Origin of the sequence: Pseudomonas sp. Irchel 3A5 (genome assembly GCF_900187575.1) — a bacterium.
Taxonomy (GTDB): Bacteria; Pseudomonadota; Gammaproteobacteria; order Pseudomonadales; family Pseudomonadaceae; genus Aquipseudomonas; species Aquipseudomonas folii.
On the sequence record NZ_FYDU01000018.1, the window covers coordinates 81,780 to 105,900 of the forward strand.

At 58.6% G+C, this 24,121-nt stretch carries 19 protein-coding genes; 12 read left to right on the forward strand and 7 right to left on the reverse strand.

The window, feature by feature from the left end; genetic code table 11:
- The first annotated feature begins 104 nt into the window (after positions 1 to 104).
- From CKW31_RS25575 to CKW31_RS25620, 9 genes are all read left to right on the forward strand, one after another.
- Positions 105 to 860, forward strand: coding sequence for a DeoR/GlpR family transcriptional regulator (locus CKW31_RS25575; RefSeq protein ID WP_027900765.1), 756 nt, complete (start codon positions 105 to 107; stop codon positions 858 to 860).
- A 327-nt stretch (positions 861 to 1,187) separates the two neighbouring features.
- The gene (glpD, locus tag CKW31_RS25585; RefSeq protein WP_095101304.1) at positions 1,188 to 2,726 is read left to right on the forward strand and encodes a glycerol-3-phosphate dehydrogenase; all 1,539 of its coding nucleotides are present in this window, start codon (positions 1,188 to 1,190) and stop codon (positions 2,724 to 2,726) included.
- Positions 2,727 to 3,246: 520 nt separating this feature from the next.
- Positions 3,247 to 4,161, forward strand: a complete 915-nt coding sequence (locus CKW31_RS25590) for a glutamate/aspartate ABC transporter substrate-binding protein (RefSeq protein ID WP_095101306.1) — start codon at positions 3,247 to 3,249, stop codon at positions 4,159 to 4,161.
- A 98-nt stretch (positions 4,162 to 4,259) separates the two neighbouring features.
- Complete coding sequence (locus CKW31_RS25595; protein WP_095101308.1) at positions 4,260 to 5,006, forward strand: amino acid ABC transporter permease; 747 nt, start codon at positions 4,260 to 4,262, stop codon at positions 5,004 to 5,006.
- Positions 5,006 to 5,677, forward strand: coding sequence for an amino acid ABC transporter permease (locus CKW31_RS25600; protein ID WP_049826995.1), 672 nt, complete (start codon positions 5,006 to 5,008; stop codon positions 5,675 to 5,677). The genes CKW31_RS25595 and CKW31_RS25600 overlap by 1 nt, the downstream gene beginning before the upstream one ends.
- Positions 5,674 to 6,408, forward strand: coding sequence for an amino acid ABC transporter ATP-binding protein (locus CKW31_RS25605; RefSeq protein WP_087269085.1), 735 nt, complete (start codon positions 5,674 to 5,676; stop codon positions 6,406 to 6,408). The genes CKW31_RS25600 and CKW31_RS25605 overlap by 4 nt, the downstream gene beginning before the upstream one ends.
- Before the next feature lie 67 nt (positions 6,409 to 6,475).
- Positions 6,476 to 8,359 (forward strand): sensor histidine kinase, encoded by a 1,884-nt coding sequence (locus CKW31_RS25610; RefSeq protein ID WP_095101310.1) that lies wholly within the window; start codon positions 6,476 to 6,478, stop codon positions 8,357 to 8,359.
- Between the two features lie 163 nt (positions 8,360 to 8,522).
- Complete coding sequence (locus CKW31_RS25615; RefSeq protein WP_095101312.1) at positions 8,523 to 9,851, forward strand: sigma-54 dependent transcriptional regulator; 1,329 nt, start codon at positions 8,523 to 8,525, stop codon at positions 9,849 to 9,851.
- A 201-nt stretch (positions 9,852 to 10,052) separates the two neighbouring features.
- Positions 10,053 to 10,382 carry a GlpM family protein gene (locus CKW31_RS25620; RefSeq protein WP_176469987.1) on the forward strand — a complete coding sequence of 110 codons (330 nt, stop codon included), beginning with the start codon at positions 10,053 to 10,055 and terminating at the stop codon, positions 10,380 to 10,382.
- Between the two features lie 118 nt (positions 10,383 to 10,500).
- Here CKW31_RS25620 and CKW31_RS25625 read toward each other — a convergent pair whose 3' ends face one another.
- From CKW31_RS25625 to metE, 7 genes are all read right to left on the reverse strand, one after another.
- Positions 10,501 to 11,424 carry a PfkB family carbohydrate kinase gene (locus CKW31_RS25625; RefSeq protein WP_095101316.1) on the reverse strand — a complete coding sequence of 308 codons (924 nt, stop codon included), beginning with the start codon at positions 11,422 to 11,424 and terminating at the stop codon, positions 10,501 to 10,503.
- Entirely contained in the window at positions 11,414 to 12,883 is a 1,470-nt protein-coding gene (locus tag CKW31_RS25630; protein ID WP_095101318.1) for a cytosine permease, read from the reverse strand. The genes CKW31_RS25625 and CKW31_RS25630 overlap by 11 nt, the downstream gene beginning before the upstream one ends.
- A gap of 146 nt (positions 12,884 to 13,029) precedes the next feature.
- The gene (locus tag CKW31_RS25635; protein WP_095101320.1) at positions 13,030 to 14,043 is read right to left on the reverse strand and encodes an ADP-ribosylglycohydrolase family protein; all 1,014 of its coding nucleotides are present in this window, start codon (positions 14,041 to 14,043) and stop codon (positions 13,030 to 13,032) included.
- Positions 14,040 to 14,753 carry a GntR family transcriptional regulator gene (locus CKW31_RS25640; RefSeq protein WP_095101322.1) on the reverse strand — a complete coding sequence of 238 codons (714 nt, stop codon included), beginning with the start codon at positions 14,751 to 14,753 and terminating at the stop codon, positions 14,040 to 14,042. Before CKW31_RS25640 ends, CKW31_RS25635 begins: the two co-directional genes overlap by 4 nt.
- A gap of 351 nt (positions 14,754 to 15,104) precedes the next feature.
- Entirely contained in the window at positions 15,105 to 15,752 is a 648-nt protein-coding gene (locus CKW31_RS25645) for a DsbA family oxidoreductase (RefSeq protein ID WP_095101324.1), read from the reverse strand.
- Between the two features lie 57 nt (positions 15,753 to 15,809).
- On the reverse strand, positions 15,810 to 16,802 hold the full coding sequence (locus tag CKW31_RS25650; protein WP_095101326.1) for an alpha/beta fold hydrolase: 993 nt from the start codon (positions 16,800 to 16,802) through the stop codon (positions 15,810 to 15,812).
- A 236-nt stretch (positions 16,803 to 17,038) separates the two neighbouring features.
- The gene (metE, locus tag CKW31_RS25655) at positions 17,039 to 19,357 is read right to left on the reverse strand and encodes a 5-methyltetrahydropteroyltriglutamate--homocysteine S-methyltransferase (RefSeq protein ID WP_095101328.1); all 2,319 of its coding nucleotides are present in this window, start codon (positions 19,355 to 19,357) and stop codon (positions 17,039 to 17,041) included.
- A 122-nt stretch (positions 19,358 to 19,479) separates the two neighbouring features.
- Between metE and metR the strand changes: the two genes are divergently transcribed.
- From metR to gcvP, 3 genes are all read left to right on the forward strand, one after another.
- A complete protein-coding gene (gene metR / locus CKW31_RS25660; RefSeq protein ID WP_027900780.1) occupies positions 19,480 to 20,397 on the forward strand; it encodes a transcriptional regulator MetR in 918 nt (305 codons plus the stop codon).
- A 412-nt stretch (positions 20,398 to 20,809) separates the two neighbouring features.
- Complete coding sequence (gcvH, locus tag CKW31_RS25665; RefSeq protein ID WP_095101330.1) at positions 20,810 to 21,193, forward strand: glycine cleavage system protein GcvH; 384 nt, start codon at positions 20,810 to 20,812, stop codon at positions 21,191 to 21,193.
- 10 nt (positions 21,194 to 21,203) lie between these two features.
- Positions 21,204 to 24,068 carry an aminomethyl-transferring glycine dehydrogenase gene (gene gcvP / locus CKW31_RS25670; RefSeq protein WP_095101332.1) on the forward strand — a complete coding sequence of 955 codons (2,865 nt, stop codon included), beginning with the start codon at positions 21,204 to 21,206 and terminating at the stop codon, positions 24,066 to 24,068.
- The last annotated feature ends 53 nt before the right edge of the window (positions 24,069 to 24,121 follow it).

The window sequence follows — 24,121 nt, forward strand, 5'->3', positions numbered from 1 at the left end:
CGACGGGGCGCAGGATCATGGGGGAGTGAGTTTCCGGCTGACAGGCACTACACGCCTGCGGCATCATGGGCCGCATTTGGCAGCCTGAAGGACACTCCCTAATAATGAACCTGCCTCCCCGTCAGCAGCAGATCCTCGAACTGGTCCGCGAACGCGGCTACGTCAGCATCGAGGAAATGGCCACGCTGTTCGTCGTGACCCCGCAGACCATCCGCCGCGATATCAATCAGCTTGCGGAATCGAACCTGTTGCGCCGCTACCATGGCGGCGCAGCTTATGACTCAAGCATCGAAAATACCGCTTACGCCATGCGTGCGGATCAGATGCGCGACGAGAAACAGCGCATTGGCGAAGCCATCGCCGCGCAAATCCCGGATCACGCTTCGATATTCATCAATATCGGTACGACGACCGAGTCGATCGCCCGCGCCCTTCTCAACCACAACAACCTGAAAATCATCACCAATAATCTGCACGTCGCTTCGATGCTCAGCGCCAAAGAGGACTTCGACGTCCTGCTGGCGGGCGGCAACGTGCGCCGCGACGGCGGTGTGATGGGTCAGGCCAGCGTGGATTTCATCAACCAGTTCAAAGTCGACTTCGCACTGGTGGGCATCAGCGGGATTGACGAGGACGGCAGCCTGCTGGATTTCGATTATCAGGAAGTACGCGTCTCCCAGGCGATCATCGCCAACGCCCGGCAAGTCATCCTGGCCGCCGACTCCAGCAAGTTCGGCCGCAATGCCATGGTGCGCCTCGGCCCGATCACCCTGATCGACTGCCTGGTAACGGATCAAGCCCCCGCTCCGGCGCTGGTGCAGTTGCTGGCGCAGAACAAGATTCGGTTGGAAGTGGTTTAGTTAACTTTCCTGAAAACACACATTTCCTTGTGGGAGCGGTGCTTGGTCTGGGCGGCATTCCGACGATAAGGCTGGACGCGATTCACTTCAGGTCGGGGTGTTCTTATCGTCGGAATGCCGCCCAGACCAAGCACCGCTCCCACAGGAACAGCGCCTCCCTTCCCCTCCGCGCACCTCATCATGTTCACTTTTGTTCCTTTCTCTCTTCCCAATCAGTATTTTCAATGACAACTGACTGGAAGGCCCTGCGTTATTGAGCTATGATTTTCGGAAATGAACATTAATGTTCGAATTCGTTATCCGAACAATAAACTCAGGAGGCCACCGATGCCCCATTCCAACGTGTCTACACCGCCACTTTCCGAGGTCTACGACATCGCCGTTATCGGTGGTGGGATCAATGGTGTCGGGATCGCAGCGGATGCCTCCGGTCGCGGCCTGTCGGTTTTCCTGTGTGAAAAAGACGACCTGGCCAGCCACACCTCTTCTGCCAGCAGCAAATTGATTCACGGTGGCCTGCGCTACCTGGAACATTACGAATTCCGTCTGGTGCGTGAAGCATTGGCAGAACGTGAAGTGCTGTTGGCCAAGGCACCGCACATCGTCAAACCGATGCGCTTTGTCTTGCCACACCGCCCACACCTGCGCCCCGCGTGGATGATCCGCGCCGGTCTGTTCCTTTATGACCACCTGGGCAAGCGCGAGAAGCTGCCGGGTTCCCGCAGTCTGCGTTTTGGCAGTGACAGCCCGCTGAAATCGAACATTACCCATGGTTTCGAATACTCCGACTGCTGGGTCGACGACGCCCGCCTCGTGGTGCTCAACGCCATGGCTGCTCGTGAGCAAGGCGCGCACATCCATACTCAGACGCGCTGCCTGAATGCCCGCCGTACCAACGGCCTGTGGCACCTGCACATGGAGCGCGCCGACGGCACGCTGTTCTCGATCCGCGCCAAGGCGCTGGTCAATGCTGCCGGTCCATGGGTGGCCAAGTTCATTCGCGATGATCTGAAGCTGGATTCGCCTTACGGCATTCGCCTGATTCAGGGCAGCCACTTGATCGTGCCGAAACTGTACGAGGGTGAAAACGCGTTCATCCTGCAGAACGAAGACCAGCGCATTGTGTTCGCGATTCCTTATCTGGAACGCTTCACCATCGTCGGCACCACGGACCGCGAATATCAAGGCGATCCGAACAAAGTCGAAATCACCGACGGCGAGATGGACTACATGCTCAAAGTGGCCAACGACCACTTCAAGAAGCAACTGAGCCGCGATGACGTTCTCAGCACATGGTCCGGTGTTCGTCCGCTGTGCAATGACGAGTCTGACAACCCTTCCGCCATCACCCGCGACTACACCTTGTCGCTGTCCGGTGGCGGTGATGAAGCACCGATCCTTTCGGTATTCGGCGGCAAGCTGACCACCTATCGCAAGCTGGCAGAGTCGGCGATGGCGCAACTGGCTCCATTCTTCAAACAGATGAAGCCGAGCTGGACAGCCAAAGCCAGTCTGCCAGGTGGTGAAGACATGACCACCCCGGCCGAACTGGCTAACCAATTGACCAGCCGCTTTGCCTGGCTGCCTGGCGAAATCGCACAACGCTGGTCTCGCACTTACGGGAGCCGCACCTGGCGCCTGCTGGAAGGCGTACAGAGCATTGCCGACCTGGGTGACAATTTGGGCGCAGGCTTGTACACCCGGGAAGTCGATTACCTGTGCAGCACTGAATGGGCGACGACTGCCGATGACATCCTGTGGCGCCGCAGCAAGCTCGGCCTGTTCATGACCGCTGAAGAGCGCGAAGGCGTTCAACGGTATCTGGACACCGTAACCCATAATAAAGGCGCGTTCGCAGCGGCTTGATAAGCGCTTTCTGTTTTTTGCTTGTTGGCGAAGCGTTATATCTGTGTACGCAGGTTTAACGTCTCGTCACTCTCATTAACCAGCATGCAAACTACAGGATTGAAATGCATTTTCTGTAGGAGCTGCCGAAGGCTGCGAATCATTTATCCTGACACACCGTGATCGCAGCCTTCGGCAGCTCCTACAGTTGCTATGTTTGCCACGCGACAGAGCGGTGCCAATTGCGACGCGGTTTCAAAACCCAGAGACTTCGCCCCATTCGGATTTCCGAACACCCCTCCCCCATTAGTTCGGCATCCCGGACGCCAGCCACTACCCCGCCAAACACGACGCCTTGTTAAAACCTTACAAATCAAGACGTTAACCCCCAATAAACAGCTTGGCACGCCTCCTGCTCTGTAATAAGCAGTCGATCGCTTTGACCGTAGCCTGTTTCCTGTCGGCCGCTGTTGGAGCATGGACCGAAGAGGCGGCCGCCAGGTAGCAGGCCCCATAAAAAAAATAATCCGAGGTATAACCGATGCGCATCGTTCCCCATCTTCTGGGCGCAGCAATTGCTGCTGCTCTGATCAGTTCTCCAGTTTTTGCCGCCGAATTGACCGGTACCCTGAAGAAAATCAAAGAGTCCGGCACTATCACCCTCGGTCACCGCGACGCTTCGATCCCCTTCTCCTACATCGCTGACGCTTCCGGCGTGCCGGTTGGCTACTCCCACGACATCCAGCTGAAAATCGTCGAAGCCATCAAGAAAGACCTGGACATGCCGGACCTGAAGGTCAAGTACAACCTGGTCACTTCGCAAACCCGTATCCCGCTAGTGCAGAACGGCACTGTTGACGTTGAATGTGGCTCGACCACCAACAACGTTGAGCGCCAGCAACAGGTCGACTTCTCGGTCGGCATTTTCGAGATCGGTACCCGTCTGCTGTCCAAAGCGACTTCGGAATACAAGGATTTCGATAACCTGAAAGGCAAGAACGTCGTGACCACCGCGGGCACCACGTCCGAGCGCATCCTCAAGTCCATGAACGCTGACAAGCAAATGGGCATGAACGTGATCTCGGCCAAAGACCACGGTGAATCCTTCCAGATGCTGGAATCGGGTCGCGCAGTAGCGTTCATGATGGACGACGCCTTGCTGGCCGGTGAAATGGCCAAAGCCAAGAAGCCGACTGACTGGGCTGTCACCGGTACGCCTCAGTCGTACGAGATTTACGGCTGCATGGTGCGTAAAGGCGATGAGCCGTTCAAGAAAGCCGTCGATGACGCCATCGTTGCGACCTACAAGTCGGGCGAGATCAACAAGATCTACGAAAAGTGGTTCCAGGCTCCGATCCCGCCAAAAGGCTTGAACCTGAACTTCCCGATGAGCGACGAGCTGAAAAAACTGATCGCTGAACCGACTGATAAAGCGGCTGACGACAAAAAGGCTTAATCGCCAATAACCTAATCGTCAATAAAAAAGCCTGAGACCGCAGCGCGCGGTTTCAGGATGCCGTGCATGCATCTGGATCGATCAGAGGGGAGACCCTGATGAATTACAACTGGGACTGGGGCGTATTCTTCAAGTCCGCTGGCGTTGGCAACGAAACCTATCTGGACTGGTTCATCTCGGGTCTGGGCTGGACTATCGCCATTGCTGTCGTTGCCTGGATCATTGCCCTGCTGCTGGGCTCCGTGCTCGGTGTCATGCGCACTGTGCCGAACCGTGTGGTGGCTGGCATTGCCACGGTCTATGTGGAAATCTTCCGTAATGTGCCGCTGCTGGTGCAGCTGTTCATCTGGTACTTCCTGGTACCGGACCTGCTGCCTGAAGGTATGCAGGAGTGGTACAAGCAAGACCTGAACCCGACGACCTCCGCATTTCTCAGCGTAATCGTTTGTCTGGGTCTGTTCACCGCTGCACGAGTGTGTGAACAAGTGCGCACCGGTATCGAAGCGCTGCCTCGCGGCCAGGAGTCTGCGGCCCGCGCCATGGGTTTCAGCCTGCCGCAGATCTACTGGAACGTGCTGTTGCCACAGGCGTACCGGATCATCATTCCGCCGCTCACCTCCGAATTCCTCAACGTGTTCAAGAACTCGTCGGTGGCATCGTTGATCGGCCTGATGGAATTGCTCGCGCAGACTAAACAGACCGCCGAGTTCTCCGCCAACCTGTTCGAAGCCTTCACCCTGGCGACACTGATCTATTTCACCCTGAACATGAGCCTGATGTTGCTGATGCGCCTGGTCGAGAAGAAAGTCGCTGTGCCCGGACTGATCTCCCTGGGGGGCAAATAATGGATATGGACTTCTCTGGAGTCGTTCAAGCCATTCCCGGCATGTGGAACGGCATGGTCATGACCCTGCAATTGATGGTCATGGGGATCATCGGCGGTCTTGTGCTGGGCACCATTCTGGCCTTGATGCGCTTGTCATCGAGCAAGTTGCTGGCCAACGTGGCCGGTGCCTACGTCAACTACTTCCGCTCCATTCCGCTGCTGCTGGTCATCACCTGGTTCTATCTGGCGGTGCCGTTCGTGCTGCGCTGGATTACCGGCGAAGACACGCCCATCGGCGCGTTCACCTCCTGCGTCATTGCGTTCATGATGTTCGAGGCAGCCTACTTCTGCGAAATCGTCCGCGCCGGTGTGCAGTCGATTTCCAAGGGCCAGATGGGTGCAGCCCAGGCGCTGGGCATGACCTACGGGCAGATGATGCGGTTGATCATCCTGCCTCAGGCCTTTCGCAAGATGACCCCGTTGCTGTTGCAGCAAAGCATCATCCTGTTTCAGGACACCTCGCTGGTTTACACCGTAGGCCTGGTGGACTTCCTCAACGCCTCGCGGGCCAGTGGCGACATCATTGGCCGCGCCAATGAGTTCTTGATCATCGCCGGTCTGGTGTACTTCACGATCAGCTTTGCCGCCTCGTTGCTGGTGAAGCGTCTGCAAAAAAGGTTCGCCGTATGATTTCCATCAAAAACGTTAACAAGTGGTATGGCGACTTCCAGGTGCTGACTGATTGCAGCACCGAGGTCAAAAAAGGCGAAGTGGTCGTCGTCTGCGGCCCGTCGGGCTCCGGCAAATCGACCCTGATCAAGTGCGTGAACGCCCTGGAACCGTTCCAGAAAGGCGACATCATTGTGGACGGCACTTCGATTGCCGACCCGAAAACCAACCTGCCGCAATTACGCTCCCGGGTTGGCATGGTGTTCCAGCATTTCGAACTGTTCCCACACCTGAGCATCGTTGAAAACCTGACGATTGCGCAGATCAAAGTGTTGGGGCGCAGCAAGGAAGAAGCGACTGAAAAAGGCCTGAAGCTGCTGGATCGCGTCGGTCTTTCCGCCCACGCCAACAAGCATCCCGGCCAACTGTCCGGCGGTCAGCAACAGCGTGTGGCGATTGCCCGCGCACTGGCCATGGACCCGATCGTGATGCTGTTCGACGAACCGACCTCGGCACTCGATCCGGAAATGGTCAACGAAGTCCTCGACGTGATGGTGCAACTGGCTCAGGAAGGCATGACCATGATGTGCGTGACCCACGAAATGGGCTTCGCTCGCAAAGTGGCCAATCGCGTGATCTTCATGGATCAGGGCCAGATCGTTGAAGACTGTGAGAAAGAAGAGTTCTTCGGTGATGTCAGCGCCCGTTCCGAACGTGCGCAGCAGTTCCTCGCCAAAATCCTTCAGCACTAAAAGCGACACCTGGCGGCGGCCCGGTGCTTTGACGCATCGGGCTGCTGTTCGGCTCAGGACGACTGTGATGAAATGCGACCCCAATCTTTATCGCGCCGCGCCGCCATCACTTGCCGTGAAACCCCGTCTGATTCGTCACCTGTTTCTGCCGCCGTTGATCATCGTGCTGATGTTCGGACTGGGCTACGTCGCCTATTTGATCAGTGAACACTACGGCATCAAGACCCTGAGCGAGAGCGGCGAACGCCAGCTTGAGCTGCACGCCCGCACCCTCGAAAGTGAAATCAACAAATACACTTATTTGCCCAGCGTGCTGGAGCTGGAGTCCAGTGTTTCAGCACTGCTCAACGACCCAACGCCCGAGCTGCGCAGTGAGGTCAACGATTACCTCGAAGGCCTGAACCGCCGCAGCCGTAGCCGGGCAATTTACGTACTCGATACCTCTGGCCGGGTACTGGCCACCAGTAACTGGCGCGATGCCGACAGCTATCTGGGTGAAGACCTGTCATTCCGCGCCTATTTTCAGGATGCCGTGCGCGGCTTGCCGGGACGCTTCTACGGTATCGGCAGCACCACCGGTGAACCTGGTTATTACCTGGCGCACGGCCTGGAAGAGAAAGGCAAGATCGTCGGCGTGGCGGTGATCAAAGTGCAGCTCGAAGCCTTGGAGCAACGCTGGCAACGTGCGCGACTGGAGGCCTTCGTCAGTGACGAGAATGGCATCATCATTCTCTCCAGCGACCCGGCCCGCCGTCTGAAATCGGTACGCCCGCTCACGCCGGAAATCAAAGAGCGCTTGGCCCGCAGCCTGCAATATTACTGGTGGCCACTCAACGAACTGGTGCCGCTGGAGCGCGAGTTGCTTTCGGAGGGAGTGGAGAAGCTGACCTTCCCCGCCAACGTCAGCGTTGACCTTGAACACAAACAGGTCAGCTATCTGGCCCAGACCCGCCAGCTCAGCGATACACCCTGGCACCTGACATTGCTGACGCCCCTCGAAGACCTGCGCCGCGAAGCCGGTAGCCAGGGCATGCTGGTCGCAGTGGCCTGTGCATTAGTCGCGTTCCTGCTGATCGCCTGGAATGAGCGTCGCAAAGTCCTTTCGACGCGACTTGCCGCACGGGAAGCGCTGCAGGCGGCCAATGACGAACTGGAGCGCAAGATTGCCGAACGCACCGAGCATTTGCGCGCCAGCAACGAACGCCTCAAGGGTCAGATTCGCGAACGTCGGCAGGCTGAAGACACCTTACGCAAAGCTCAGGACGAGCTGGTTCAGGCTGGCAAGCTGGCGGCGATCGGGCAGATGTCCACCAGCATTGCCCACGAGCTGAACCAGCCGCTCGCCGCGCTGCGCACCTTGTCCGGCAATACCGTGCGCTTCCTCGAACGGGGCGCGCTGGATACCGCCAGCACCAACTTGCGCACCATCAACGATCTGGTCGACCGCATGGGCCGCATTACCGCCAGCCTGCGCGCATTCGCCCGTCGAGGCGATGACAAGGGCCAGGCGAAGCTGAGCAAAGCTATCGATGCGGCGCTGCAACTGCTGGCGCCCCGCCTGGAAAACTTTTCTCTTGAATTGCACCAGCTGTGTGCCGACGCCGAGCTGATGATTGACCAGACCCGACTTGAGCAGATACTGGTCAACCTGATCGGCAACGCCCTGGACGCCATGCACGCGCAGCCTTTGCCGGAGATCTGGCTTGAAGGCTCAGTGATCGAAGGTCGTTACTGCCTGCGGGTCCGGGACAACGGCCACGGCATAGATGACGAAACCCGCAAGCATCTGTTCGAACCGTTCTTCACCACCAAACCCGGCGAACAAGGTCTGGGACTGGGCCTCACCCTCTCCGCCAGCCTCGCTGCAGCAACCGGTGGCAGCCTGAGCGCTGAACAGCCGGAGAGTGGCGGTACCGAGTTTGTGTTGTGGTTGCCGGTGGTGGCTGGATGATCGCCGCGAACCTGTGGGAGCGGTGCTTGCCCGCGATAAGTACGCTGCGGTCCAAAGTGAATTGCGTCCAGCCTTATCGTCGGAATGCCGCCCAGACCAAGCACCGCTCCCACAGGGCATCATTCCAATCAAAAATTTTCGTCGCGCCTGATGAGACCTTCAAATGACCACTGACCTGACCGTACTCATCGTCGAAGACGACCCTCACGTCTTGCTTGGCTGCCAGCAGGCGCTGACGTTGGAGGACATTCCCAGCGAAGGCGTGGGCAGTGCCGAAGAAGCATTGGCACGGATCGGCGATAACTTTGCCGGAATTGTGATCAGTGATATTCGTCTGCCGGGCATCGACGGACTGGAGCTGCTCAGTCGTCTCAAGGCCCGCGACCGCAGCCTGCCGGTGGTGTTGATCACCGGTCATGGCGATATCTCCATGGCAGTAAATGCCATGCGCGACGGCGCTTACGATTTCATGGAGAAACCCTTCTCCCCTGAACGCCTGGTAGAGGTCACCCGGCGCGCCCTTGAGCAACGGGGTCTGGCGCGGGAAGTCTGGTCCCTGCGCAAGCAACTGGCCGAGCGCGATTCCCTTGAAGGCAAAATCATCGGCCGCTCCCCCGCCATGCAGAATCTGCGCGCCTTGATCGCCAACGTTGCCGATACCTCCGCCAACGTGCTGATCGAAGGTGAAACCGGCACCGGTAAGGAACTGGTCGCCCGCTGCCTGCACGATTTCAGTCGTCGTCATCAGCAACAGTTCGTCGCACTCAACTGCGGTGGTCTGCCGGAAACACTGTTCGAGACGGAAATCTTCGGCCACGAATCCAATGCCTTCACAGGCGCGGGCAAGCGGCGCATCGGCAAGATCGAACACGCGCACAACGGCACGCTGTTTCTCGATGAAGTGGAAAGCATGCCGATCAACCTGCAGATCAAGTTGCTGCGGGTGTTGCAGGAGCGAACGCTGGAACGTCTCGGCTCCAATCAGAGTGTCGAAGTGGATTGCCGGGTGATCGCTGCCACCAAATCCGATCTCGATGAGCAAAGCAAAGCGGGACAGTTTCGCAGCGACCTGTATTACCGGCTGAACGTGGTCACGCTGGAATTGCCGCCGTTGCGGGAGCGTCGTGAAGACATCCTGCAACTGTTTGAACATTTCCTGCAGTTGTCGGCGTTGCGTTTTGATCGCGAGACACCGGAGCTGGACCCGCATACGTTATCGAGCCTGATGAGCCACGACTGGCCGGGCAACGTGCGGGAATTGCGTAACGTCGCCGAGCGCTACGCCCTGGGGTTGCCCGCTTTCAAGAAACCCAGCGCCAACCCGGAAGAACCTCAAAGCCTGGGCTTCGCCGAAGCCGTGGAAGCCTTCGAGAAAAACCTGCTCAGCGAAGCCCTGCAACGCAGCGGCGGCAACCTGAGCCAGGCCAGTCAGGAACTGGGTATGGCCAAGACCACGCTGTTCGATAAGGTCAAGAAATATGGGCTGGGGTAAATCGCTTCGGTAGGTGCCGCCCCGGTTTCATGTGGGAGCGGTGCTTGCCCGCGATAAGGCTGGACGCAATCTAAAGTGAATCGCGTCCGGCCTTATCGCGGGCAAGCACCGCTCCCACATGAATCGCAGCTGTTCAATGACTCTATGTTGTCTCCTACAGGGACTGCATTTCAATCTAAGAAAGAGAAATTTGTGGACCTGTTGTTCAAAGCCCTGATCGGCGCAGCCGTCGTGGTCATTCTCGCCGCACTGGCCAAGACCAAAAATTACTACATCGCAGGCCTGGTGCCGCTGTTCCCGACCTTCGCCTTGATCGCTCATTACATCGTTGGCAAAGGCCGCTCACTGGACGACCTGAAGACCACCATCCTGTTTGGCATGTGGTCGATCATTCCCTACTTTATTTATCTGGGCACTCTGTATCTGCTGGTCGACCGCTGGCGGCTGGAGGTTTCCCTCGCGCTGGCCGCCGTTGCGTGGCTGGTGGCGGCGACGTTGCTGGTGACGTTATGGGTAAGATTTCACGGTTGAACACACATGTGGGGTGCATGTCGTGGGACCGGCTTTAGCCGGGAAGAGGCCAGTACAGTCACTGCATTTTCATCATCAGAAATGCCGCCTTCCCGGCTAAAGCCGGTCCCACGTCCGTTTACCCGGCCCTCACCAACGCCTCCACTTCCTGCGCATCCGGCGATGTCGCCGGCCCCCAGCGAGTCACAGCAATTGCCGCCGCAGCATTAGCTCGCAATGCCGCCTGCTCCCACGAACAGCCCGCCGCCAGATTGGCAAGTAACACGCCTGCATGGGCATCACCTGCGCCATTGGTGTCGATGGCCTGAACCGGGAAACCGCCTACATGCCGCGTCTCCCGATGCTGGCGAACCCAGCAGCCTTTCGGCCCGTCGCGGACCACGATCAACGCGTCATCCGGCAGTAGCTCATCCAGCCGGTCAAGCGCCTGTGCAATGTTTTCGCACTGAGTGAAACGCAACGCCTCTTCGCAATTGCTGCTCCACAAATCAAGCCGAGGCAGCAACGCCCTGACCTGCGGCGCATCGGGCGAATGCACCAGCGGGCCGGGATCGAACGCCACGGTCACACTGGTCGGCAACGACCCCAGCCAATCCAGCAGGCTCTGCACCTTGCCTTCGTGCAACAAGCTGTAGCCACTGACGTAAACATAGTCATCGGCTTGCACCATCACGTTGTTCAAATCCTGCGCCGACAAGCCGCCCTCGGCCCCCACATAAGAAATGAATGAGCGCTCAGCCGACGGCTCGATCAGCGCCACAGACAGCCCAGTGTCCTGTTCCTCGCTGCACGGAGCGCTGAACTGAATACCTTCAACTGTCATGGCCTGACGTGCCAGGTCACCGAACTGGCCTTTGCCATGGCGACCCAGATAGATCACCGGCATGCCGTTGCGACGGGCCGCAGCCATGACGTTGAAACCACCACCGGCTTCGAACCGCGCGGAACTGGCCAGCACGTCGCCGCCCGAGGCGGGCAGCTTATCCAGCGCCATGACCAGGTCGACGACGACCTGGCCGGTGTGCAGCAATCTAGCGGGCATGTTGGGCCTCTTCGGAAAACATTCGGCGATCTCGGGCACCGCCCAGGACGGCGTAAACACCACCCGCCACCAGGAAGGTCACGATCCAGCCCAGGCCGTTATGACCCAGCCATGAATCGGAGATGAAACCGGTGAACAACACGTTGTCCGCGGTAGTGGCGACGGTGGTAAAGCTGAAGCCCAGCACGATGGCCAATGCCCACGCCCCCAGCGCACGCCACTCCACGCCGCCGTTGTACCAATAGGCACTGCTCGGCGAGACATCCATCAGGTCTTTGCCCGAGTACACCTGGCGATGGATCAGGTCGACAATGAAGATCCCGACCCAAGCCGTGATCGGCACTGCCAGCAGCGAGATGAAGGTAATGAACGGGCCGTAGAAACTCTCGGCGATGAGCATGAAATAGATCGAGCCGATGAAAATCGCGACGATATCGACGATGACCGCGTGAACCCGTTTGACCTTTAAACCCAGAGTCAATGTGGTCAGACCCGCCGAGTATACAGAGAGGTTATTCGACAGCAGCAGGCCACCAAACGCAGTGATCAGGTACGGTACCGCCATCCAGTTCGGCAACAGTTCGCGGATCGCGATGATCGGGTCGGTGGCCGAAGCCAGATGATCATTACCCACAGACAACAGACCGCCAAGGGTAATCAGCAACACCAGCGGAATGCCTGCACCAAACGCCGCCGAAGCCACCAATCGCGTGGCTTTGACGCTACGGTGCTGATAGCGGGACATGTCCGCACCGGCGTTGGCCCAACCAATACCGGTGCCCGCCGCCATGATACCCACGCCAATGATCATCGCACTCAGCGGTGCAGGCGCCGCACTGAACACGGCGTTCCAGTCGATATGGGCAATCAGGAATCCGCCGACCACCACGTTCAACGCGCCAAAGATGTACGTCGCCCATTTCTGAATGACCAGCAACGTAGCGTGGCCAAGACCGGAAACGCACAGCGTCATCAGCACGAAGATGGCGATAAACACTAGGGTCAGGGCCGGGGTGTTTTTCGCTTCAACCGGAGTACCGAACAGGATCGCGGACAGCGACAGCAGCACAAAGGCTGCCGTGGTGGTGTTGACTGTTTCCCAACCCAGGCGCGACATCAGCGACACAATGGTCGGGCCGATATTGCCGCGTACGCCGAAGATGGCGCGAGACAGGGTCAGGCTGGGCGCACGTCCACGGCGACCGGCGATGGAGATCACCCCGACCACGGCAAACGAACCCGCCGCACCGAGAATCGCCACAATGATTGCCTGCCAGATCGACAAGCCTCGAAAGGCCACCAACGTCGCACCCAATGGCAAGCCGAGAATGCTGATGTTGGCGGCAAACCACACCCAGAACAGCTGCAACGGATGACCATTGCATTCGCTTTCGGGGACCGGCTCGATGCCGCGTGTTTCCAGTTGTCCTGCGCTTTGTGTGCTGTTCGATGAAGTCATGAGCCTAGCTCCAATGCCGGTTATTTTGGTTGTGGGCAGTGCGGAATCAGTAACACGTCCGTGTCATGTGTGGCCGTCGGGACAGCCGGATGCCTGGCACCACGACGGTTACCCGCGTGGCGTCAGCATTCTTCACATCAACAAGCTCAGGCTGAACGCAAGGCCAGCAATCCCTCGACCAGAGCTGTCAGCTCCAGCCCGTTGACACGTTTGACCTGATCAATCAGCGCCGGTGGCCAGGCTTGCAAGCCCTGACTGGCCCCCAGAATCGCGCCTAGAATTGCCGCGATAGTGTCGGTGTCGCCGCCCAGGCTGGCCGCCATGCACAGCGCGTCAAATGCCGACAAACGATCCGCCGCGACCTGTTGAACCAGAGCGAAGGCCGCGACCACCGACTCCTGCGATGCGACGGACGTGCCGATGACGTCATAGAGCAAATCCGGCAGTGCCTCGTTAGCGCAATCGGCGCACAACTGCTGCGCCCACTCGATACGTGCGCCGATGCGCCCGCCCGCCACCCAATGGCCGTGCTGTTCGCCCAGTTTGGCGGCGACGATGCCGAGCTTGAGCGCATCGCTCAGGCTCGCACCGTTGATCCCGGCGGAAACGGCACCGGCCACAGCAGCTGCACTGGAAATGCCCAGGGTGGTGTTGTGGGTGACCTGACAGGCTTGGACTACCGAAGCAATAAATCGCTGCGGGTCGGCGATGTCGGCAGCAATGCCTACCGGGGTGATGCGCATGGCGGCACCATTGGTGGTGCCGAATCGACCAGACTCTTCAGGGCTGTGGCCAGCGAGGATCATTTCGATAGCACGCTTGGTGGAAGGACCGAGCAAATCCTGTGACCCCTTGGCCTGCATCACCGCCTCCCAGTCGATCAGGCTTTGAGCCAGATCAGAAGGGTTGATGCGCCCTGCCCCGGCCACCAGCAATTCGCCGACCAGCACCGCCTGCTCGGTGTCATCGGTGATGGACCCGGCTGGCATGTTCGGCGCAATGGGTTGATCAGCATCGGCGGCCATCAACGTCAGGATTCGACCGAAACGCGCCTGGATCTGTGCACGATTCAACGACTGGGTCGGCATGCCCAAGGCGTCGCCCAAGGCCAGCCCGTAGAACGCCCCCAAGGCACGATCGGTTTTGTCGACAACAGTCATGACTGACCTCCGAACGCCAGATGCATCCGGAAATGCACCGGGTCCAGCAGACTTTCCACGTGCTCCATGAAGCGCTCATGGCGATCGTAAGTCGTGCGGATGGCTTTGAGAAAAACGCTGCCAGGCTTGCGCATCATCAACAATGCATCGTCAGCGCTGAGCGGCTCGGCGCCGATCCATTGATCTCCGCGATCACCGACGAAGCCGTGAGCGGCCAAAGTGATGGTCAGGGAATCTTCGATCAAACCAATGTCAGGCAGGTTTTCCAGCCCTTCGATGGCCGGGATCAACGCCCGCTCAAGGGAAACCACACTGCCATCGGAAGCACTGCGGCGGCGATCGATGGCGATGAAATGGGCGGTACCGAAACGGCTGTGCAGGTCTGCCCGCTCGACCTGCTGGATGCGCAGGATTTCGGTGGTAACCCTCGCCCCGGTATCGGCCAACGCCTGCGCCCAGCCGCTACGCTGATCGAGGCTGATGCCGTCGTAGGTCACAATCGAACCGACACCGGATTGGGTGGCGATGTAATTGCGTCGTTTGAGTTCGGCGAGGGCTTCACGCAACGTGCCGCGGCTGACATCGAATTCCTGCGCCAGCAGATGCTCGCCCGGCAACAGATTGCCCGACTCCAGCTGGCCACATTCGATGCGTCGTGCAAGCTCATCCACCACGCGTTGTTTTTTATCAAATCGGACATGTCTAATCATGTACAAATTGATAACCGATAGTGGCCTCACTCAGCAACATATATTTCAATGAAGAAGCAGTGAGCAATTGTGGGAGCAGAGCTTGCTCGCGATAAGGCTGGAATCAATTCACCTTAGATTGCATGGGTCTTATCGTTGAAATGCCGCTCAGACCAAGCTCTGCTTTCACAGGAATCGCTGATGACGGGAACGGCCGGGCGGCGTTCCATTTCAGCCGGAAGAGGCCCGCACGGACGCTAAATTTTCTTCTGCAGAAACACCGCCTTCCCGGCTGAAGCCGGTCCCACGTCGTCAATCAGCTTGCGGACAACATAGAGTCTCCCACTGGAGGTCAGCAAAAGGACGGGGGGGTTATTTCCCCTCACCCAATATCTGACGAATGGCACCCACAAACACTTCAACCGGCTGCCCACCCGACACTGCATATTGGTCGTTGAAAACGATGGTCGGCACCGAACTGATGCCCCGTGAGACCCACAATTGCTCCTGCTCGCGAACTTCGGCTGCAAACTGATCGGTGCTCAGAATCGCTTCTGCACGCACTCGATCAAGGCCGACTTTTTGCGCAACATCCGCCAACACGCGATGGCTGGAAGGATCGGCAAGGTCTGTGAAATAAGCCGCAAATAACGCTTCCTTCAACGCCTTTTGCTTGCCTTCAAGCTCAGCCCAATGTAGCAGCCGATGGGCGTCAAATGTGTTGTAAATACGACGGTCACCCTGGGTAAAAGTGAATCCCAGCTCGGCCCCGCGCTGACGAATGTTTTCCCGGTTGGCGGCAGATTGCTCAGGCGTCGAACCGTATTTCTCGAAGATGTGCTCGTTCAGGTCCTGCCCTTCAGCAGGCATGTTCGGGTTCAGCTCAAAAGGCTGGAAATGAATCTGTGCGCGCACTTCATCGCCCAGCTCAGCCAACGCCTCGTTCAAAGCCCGCAGGCCGACCACACACCAGGGGCAGGACACATCGGAAACGAAATCAATTTTTAGCGGAGTGCTCATGACAGGCTCTCTCTGGATAAAGAAAGCCACCACGATACGCCTAAGTTGGAACGTTGTTCAAAGCTGAGCCATGTTCCGGCCGTCGTCGTGCTGCGCTCGGAGGTATGGCAACACGGCCGCCAGCAAGGGCGCTTTGAAGGCCTCCTGAAAACGGTGCGCCAGGCCCGGAATCAGCCGCAACTGGCTACCCCGAATATGCGCCGCCACATGCACACCGTGCATCACCGGCAACAGGGGATCGGCGGTGCCATGCACGACCAGCACCGGCAAACGAAGACGGTCGAGCAATTCCACACGACTCGGCTCGGCGAGAATCGCCAGGATCTGACGCTTTACGCCCTCAGGATTGAACGCCCGGTCGTAGGAAGCGGCGGCCTGTTGCAGCAGCATGGCACGATCATCTTTGACTTCCGGGCTGCCCAGCGCGGCGAGCAGGTCAGCCTGTTGTTCCAGCGCGGCTTCGCGATTAGGCGCACCGCGCTTGGCCAGCAACTGCAGCAACGCTGGACTGGGCATCGGTAAACCCTGTGCTCCAGAGCTGGTCATGATCAGGGTCAGGCTTTCAATGCGCTGCGGCGCGAGATCCGCCAGATGCTGCGCAATCATGCCGCCCATGCTCGCGCCCAAGACATGAAACTGGCGAATCTGCAGAGCATCCATCAACCCAAGCGCGTCATCCGCCATGTCGGTCAATGAATACGGCGCGGACACTTGCAAGCCAAGCTTGTAGCGCAGCACTTCATAGGCGAGATTGGCGTTGGCTGGCGGAGCGTTCCAGGTAGACAGACCGACGTCACGGTTGTCATAGCGAATGACCCGATAACCTTGCTGACACAGCGCCGCCACGACTTCGTCAGGCCAGTGAATCAACTGACCACCCAGCCCCATGACCAGCAGCAACGCAGGGTCGGATTCATTGCCGATACTCTGATAGGCCAGCCGCACTTCTTTGAGCGCGGCTATCTGCACAGGAACATTGACATCACATTTGGAGGCCGCAAAAGACGGCAAGCCGCACAAGAGTGCGGCCAGAAAAAGAAGAACGCGCATTGAAAAACACCGACAAACAGATCCCCAGTAGGCAGCGAGTGTGATGAAGTTTTGCAAAGCGCGCTGCCACAGTTGCGTGACAGTTTGATGAAGGGGGCTGAGCGGTCGTTTTCAGGTTGCCGCTGACGTGGGACCGGCTTTAGCCGGGAAGAGGCAATGACATCCAATGCATTTGTTGCGTCAGACATGCCGCCTTCCCGGCTGAAGCCGGTCCCACGAGGTGTGCGGAGCTTGGCTTATGCCAACTCGCTGCGCAGAGCCCGCGCCGCGGCCACCATATTCACCAGTGCCGCCTCGGTCTCGGGCCAGGCTCTGGTTTTCAGGCCGCAATCCGGGTTGACCCACAACCGCTCGGCAGGCACGTGTTGCACGGCTTTGCTCATCAATCGCACCATCTCATCCGTGCCCGGCACTCGTGGCGAGTGAATGTCGTAAACCCCGGGGCCGATGTCGTTCGGGTAGTCGAAGGCTTTGAAGGCTTCCAAAAGCTCCATGTCCGAGCGCGAGGTTTCGATAGTGATCACATCGGCATCCATCGCCGCTATGGACTCGATCACATCGTTGAATTCGCTGTAGCACATATGGGTATGGATCTGCGTTTCGTCCCGCACACCGCTGGCACACAAGCGAAAGGCTTCAACCGCCCAATCCAGATACTCCTGCCATTGCGCCCTGCGCAGCGGCAAGCCTTCGCGGAAAGCGGCCTCATCAATCTGCACGATTTTGATTCCTGCTGCTTCCAGGTCCACGACCTCATCGCGAATCGCCAGTGCCAGTTGTTGCGCCTGCACTTTGCGAGACACGTCTTCCCGTGGGAATGACCACATCAACATGGTCACCGGACCGGTCAGCATGCCCTTCATCAATTTGTCAGTCAGGCTTTGCGCATAGCTGATCCAGTCCACGGTCATGGCCTGCGGGCGGCTCAGGTCGCCGAAAATCACCGCCGGTTTGACGCAGCGAGAACCATAGCTCTGCACCCAGCCAAAGCGGGTAAAGGCATAACCGTCCAGTTGCTCGGCGAAGTATTCGACCATGTCGTTACGCTCGGCCTCACCGTGTACCAACACGTCCAGCCCCAGACGCTCCTGGATCTGCACGGCATGGCGGATCTCATGGCGCATCGCGTCATGGTAATCATTGGCGGACAGCTTGCCCTGTTTGAAAGCCTGTCGCGCCAGACGAATCGACGCAGTCTGTGGGAATGAGCCAATAGTTGTCGTCGGAAACGCAGGCAAATTCAAACGCTGGCGTTGCCGCTCGATACGTTCGGCAAAAGCGGACTGGCGCCGGCTGTCCTGCGCCGTGATCGCAGCGATACGCGCCTGAACCTCGGGCTTGTGAATGCGCGGCGATTGCAGGCGGCTGGCTTGCACGGCACGGCTTTCGGCCAACGCATTTTTTATACTGTCTGGATCATTCAAAGCGTTGGTGAGCAGCGAAATTTCGTCGCATTTCTGCACGGCAAACGCCAGCCAGCTCTTGAGTTCGGCATCGAGCTTGTCTTCACGGCTCAGATCAACCGGGCTGTGCAACAAGGAGCAGGAACCGGCCACCCAAAGATTGTCGCCAAAACGCTGCTGCGCTTCACGCAATTGATCCAGCGCTTGCTCAAGATCACAGCGCCAGACATTGCGCCCGTTAACCACACCCAGAGACAGCACTTTATAAGTCGGCAAGCGATCCAGCACCGCAGCCAGTTGGTCCGGCGCACGCACCAGATCAATGTGCAGACCGTCCACCGGCAAAGAAGCCGCCAGCCCGAGATTGTCTTCGAGGCCACTGAAGTAAGTCGCGATGAGCTTTTTCAGCGGCGAATATTGCAGGCTGTGATAAGCGCGCTCGAAGGCATTTTTCCAGTCCTGGGGCAGATCCAGCGTAAGGATAGGCTCGTCGATCTGTACCCATTCCACGCCCTGCCCGGCCAGACGACCGAGGATTTCGCCGTACACCGGTAGCAGGCGTTCCAGCAGCTCCAGCTTGTCGAAGTTGTCGCCTTTGGCCTTGCCCAGCCACAGGTAGGTCAATGGCCCGATCAATACCGGCTTGACCTTGTGGCCCAGAGCCCTCGCTTCGTCCACTTCTTCGAACAACTGCTCCCAGCTCAGCTGGAAGCGCTGATCCTGGGTAAATTCCGGGACCAGATAGTGGTAGTTGGTATCGAACCACTTGGTCAGTTCCTGAGCATATTGCTGCTGACCATGACCATGACCATGACCAAGAGCACCGCAGCAGCTTTCAGCACCACGAGCCATGGCGAACAAGGTATCCAGCGTCGGCAAACCACGGAAATCCCGGGTATCAGCAAAGCGCTCAGGCACTACGCCGAACGCCAGCGAGTGGCCCAATACCTGGTCGTACCAGGCAAAGTCGCCCACTGGCAGCAGGTCGATACCGGCATCTTTTTGCAACTGCCAATGCACGGCCCGCAGATCCCGACCTACCGTACGCAGACCATATTGATCAAGGTCGCCCTTCCAGTACGCTTCCAGCGCTTTTTTAAGTTCACGGTCAGCGCCGATGCGCGGGAAACCAAGATTGTGGGCCAAGGCCATGATGAAGCTCCTGTCGAAATATGACGCTATTGTCGACAGCCGGACCAACGTGAGACAAACTCATTGTTTTCGTGTTGATCACAAAATTCATTCATGGAGCGCAGATTGACCTGCGAGACGAAATGCTTGAGATACGCCATCTGAAAACCCTGCATGCCTTGCGCGAGGCTGACAGCCTTGTGGAGGCCGCCGAGCGCCTGCATTTAACGCAATCAGCGCTGTCCCACCAGTTCAAGGAACTAGAGGAGCGGATGGGCATGCAGTTGTTTGTGCGCAAAACCAAACCGGTTCGTTTCACCAGCGCCGGGCTGCGCCTGCTGCAACTGGCGGACTCAGTGCTGCCACAATTGCGTGGCGCTGAACGAGACATTGCAAGGCTGGCAGGCGGTACCGCCGGACGTTTGCACATGGCGATCGAGTGCCATAGCTGTTTTCAGTGGCTGATGCCAACCATCGACCAATTCCGCGACGCCTGGCCGGAAGTTGAACTGGACCTGGCCTCCGGCTTTGCCTTCGCCCCCTTGCCAGCCCTGGCCCGTGGCGACCTGGATCTGGTGGTGACTTCCGATCCGCTGGAACTGGTGGGCATCACCTACGTGCCGTTGTTCACCTATGAAGCGATGCTGGCGGTTGCCAATCAGCACCCATTGGCCAGCAAGCCCTACATCGTGCCAGAAGACCTGATCAAGGAGACCCTGATCACTTACCCGGTGGAGCGTGATCGGCTGGACATCTTCACTCGCTTCCTGGAGCCCGCCGACATCGAACCGGCGCAGGTTCGCACATCGGAGCTGACTGTGATGATGATGCAACTGGTCGCCAGCGGCCGCGGCGTCTGTGGCATGCCCCACTGGGCGCTGCATGAATACAGCTCGCGGGGCTATGTGAAAGGCAAGCGCCTGGGCGAAAAAGGATTGTTCGCTACACTCTATGCCGGAGTGCGAACCGACATGCTGGACGCGCCCTATATGCGGGACTTTTTGCTCACCGCCAAGGACACCTCGTTCTCGACGCTGGATGGGGTGAGTGCGGTGCGGTAGCGATAGGGGCAAACAAGCTCTCACCTTGGTAATGCGATCCTGTGGGAGCGGTGCTTGCCCGCGATAAGGCTGGACGCGATTCACACTAGATCGCACCCAGCATTATCGCGGGCAAGCACTGCTCCCACAGGGGACTGTTGAGCACCACCCTCGTCCGTATCGAAACCAATACACCGTAACGATTTCAATACGACATTGGCATATCCCCAGCCGCCAAGGCTTTGATCCACCGAGAATTTGTAATCTGATACATGCCGTATCGATTTCGCTACAGGGAAACGCAAAGCAGCTTTCCGGAAGCCTATCAACCAATTGATTTATAAAGAAAATAAATTATTGGCCGCATATTTGCTAAGTGATTATCATCAATGATCGCGCCTGTCGCGAGCGTTACATCACCTTAGGAGTATTTATGAGCGAGTTGCGATTCACTGTCGATCACGAATGGCTGCGAGCCGAAGCCGATGGCAGTGTCACTGTAGGCATCACGCCCTATGCGCAAGAATCTCTGGGTGATGTGGTTTATGTGCAACTCCCTGAACTGCAGACCTACGCCAAAGACGCCGAAGCTTCTGTGGTGGAATCGGTAAAAGCAGCCAGCAGCATCAACATGCCGCTCGATGGCGAAGTGGTTGAAGTCAACCAGGCCCTCGACGCCACTCCAGAACTGGTCAATGAAGACGCCCTCGGCGCTGGCTGGTTCTTCCGCTTCATTCCCCAAGACGCCAGCGCTATCGATAGCCTGCTTGATCAGGACGCCTACGACCGCCTGATCAAAGCCAACGCCGAAGCCTGAGGAGCAGACCATGACTGACCGCATTCAACTGAGCACCGCCAACGAATTCATCGCCCGTCACATCGGCCCACGCGCCGCTGACGAGCAGGCCATGCTGCAAACCCTGGGCTTTGATTCGCTGGAAGCCTTGAGCGCCAGCGTCATCCCGGAAAGCATCAAAGGCACCAGCGTACTGGGCATGGAGCCCGGCCTGAGCGAAGCCGATGCACTCGCGTCGATCAAAGCCATCGCCAGCAAGAATCAGTTGTTCAAGACCTACATCGGCCAGGGCTACTACAACACCCACACGCCTGCGCCGATCCTGCGCAACCTGCTGGAAAATCCGGCCTGGTACACGGCCTATACGCCTTATCAGCCAGAAATTTCCCAAGGCCGTCTGGAATCGCTGCTGAACTTCCAGACCCTGATCAGCGACCTGACTGGCCTGCCGATCGCCAACGCCTCGCTGCTCGACGAAGCCACCGCTGCTGCCGAAGCCATGACCTTCTGCAAACGCCTGAGCAAGAACAAGAGCAGCCACCAGTTCTTCGCGTCCAGCCACTGCCATCCGCAAACCCTGGACGTGCTGCGCACCCGCGCCGAACCACTGGGCATTACCGTCGTAGTGGCTGACGAAGCAGAGCTGACCGATGTCAGCCCGTTCTTCGGCGCTCTGCTGCAATACCCGGCCAGCAATGGCGACCTGTTTGATTACCGCGAACTGGTTGAGCGCTTCCACGCCGCCAATGCACTGGTGGCTGTAGCGGCCGACCTACTGGCGCTGACTTTGCTGACCCCACCCGGTGAATTTGGCGCAGACGTCGCCATCGGCAGCGCCCAGCGTTTTGGCGTTCCACTGGGTTTCGGCGGCCCGCATGCCGCTTACTTCTCGACTAAAGATGCGTTCAAGCGCGACATGCCGGGCCGTCTGGTGGGTGTTTCCGTGGACCGTCATGGCAAGCAGGCCTTGCGCCTGGCGATGCAGACCCGCGAACAACATATCCGTCGCGAGAAAGCCACCAGCAACATCTGCACCGCCCAGGTGCTGCTGGCCAACATCGCCAGCATGTACGCTGTTTATCACGGCCCGCGCGGCCTGACGCAAATCGCCAACCGCGTGCATCAGTTGACGGCCATTTTCGCCAAAGGCCTGAGCCAGTTGGGCTTGAACGTCGAGCAGCAGTACTTCTTCGACAGCGTGACCGTGAACACCGGCGCCGATACCGCAGCGCTGCATGCCAAGGCTCGCGCCAAGCAGATCAATCTGCGGGAAATCGACGCTCAGCGTCTTGGCCTGTCGCTGGACGAAACCACCTCGCAAGCATCGGTCGAAGACCTGTGGGCGATCTTCGCCGGTGACGGGCAAACCCTGCCGGACTTCGCAGCACTGGAACAAAATGCTGAATCCCGCCTGCCGCAAGCACTGTTGCGTGAGTCGGCGATCCTCAGCCACCCGGTGTTCAACCGCTATCACTCTGAAACAGAGCTGATGCGCTATCTGCGCAAACTGGCCGACAAGGACCTGGCGCTGGATCGCACCATGATCCCGCTGGGCTCGTGCACCATGAAACTCAACGCTGCCAGCGAAATGATCCCGGTGACCTGGGCTGAATTCGGTAACCTGCACCCGTTCGCTCCTGCCGAACAAAGCGCGGGCTATCAGCAACTCACCGACGAACTGGAAGCGATGCTCTGCGCGGCGACCGGTTACGACTCGATCTCGCTGCAGCCTAACGCTGGCTCCCAAGGCGAATACGCCGGTCTGCTGGCGATCCGTGCCTATCACCAGAGCCGTGGCGACGAGCGCCGCGACATCTGTCTGATCCCGCAATCGGCTCACGGCACTAACCCGGCCACCGCCAACATGGCTGGCATGCGCGTTGTTGTGACTGCGTGCGATGCCCGTGGCAACGTCGACATCGAAGACCTGCGCGCCAAAGCCATCGAGCACCGCGATCATCTGGCCGCGATCATGATCACTTACCCGTCGACTCACGGCGTATTTGAAGAAGGCATCCGTGAAATCTGCGCCATCGTTCACGACAACGGCGGTCAGGTTTACATCGACGGCGCCAACATGAACGCCATGGTCGGCCTCTGCGCACCAGGCAAGTTCGGCGGTGACGTTTCCCACCTGAACCTGCACAAGACCTTCTGCATCCCTCATGGCGGTGGCGGCCCGGGCGTTGGCCCGATTGGCGTCAAGTCGCACCTGACCCCATTCCTGCCGGGCCACGCCACCATGGCACGCAAGGAAGGCGCGGTCTGCGCAGCGCCATTCGGCAGCGCCAGCATCCTGCCGATCACCTGGATGTACATCAGCATGATGGGCGGCGAAGGCCTCAAACGCGCTTCGCAACTGGCGATCCTCAACGCCAACTACATCTCTCGCCGCCTGGAAGAACACTATCCAGTGCTCTACACCGGCAGTAGCGGTCTGGTGGCTCACGAGTGCATCCTTGACCTGCGTCCGTTGAAAGAAACCAGCGGCATCAGCGTTGATGACGTCGCCAAACGCCTGATCGACTTCGGCTTCCACGCGCCAACCATGTCTTTCCCGGTTGCTGGCACCTTGATGATCGAGCCGACCGAAAGCGAATCCAGAGAAGAACTGGACCGTTTCTGCGACGCCATGATCAAGATCCGCGAAGAGATCCGTGCAGTGGAAAGCGGCGTACTGGACAAGGAAGACAACCCGCTGAAAAACGCCCCGCACACCGCGGCGGAAATCGTCGGCGAATGGACCCACCCGTACAGCCGCGAGCAGGCGGTGTATCCAGTTGAGTCCTTGATCGATGGCAAATACTGGCCACCGGTTGGCCGCGTCGACAACGTGTTCGGCGACCGCAACCTGATCTGCGCCTGCCCGTCCATCGAGAGCTATCAAGAGGCGTGATTCATTAACAGGGAATCGTCGTGGGACCGGCTTTAGCCGGGAAGAGGCCAGTA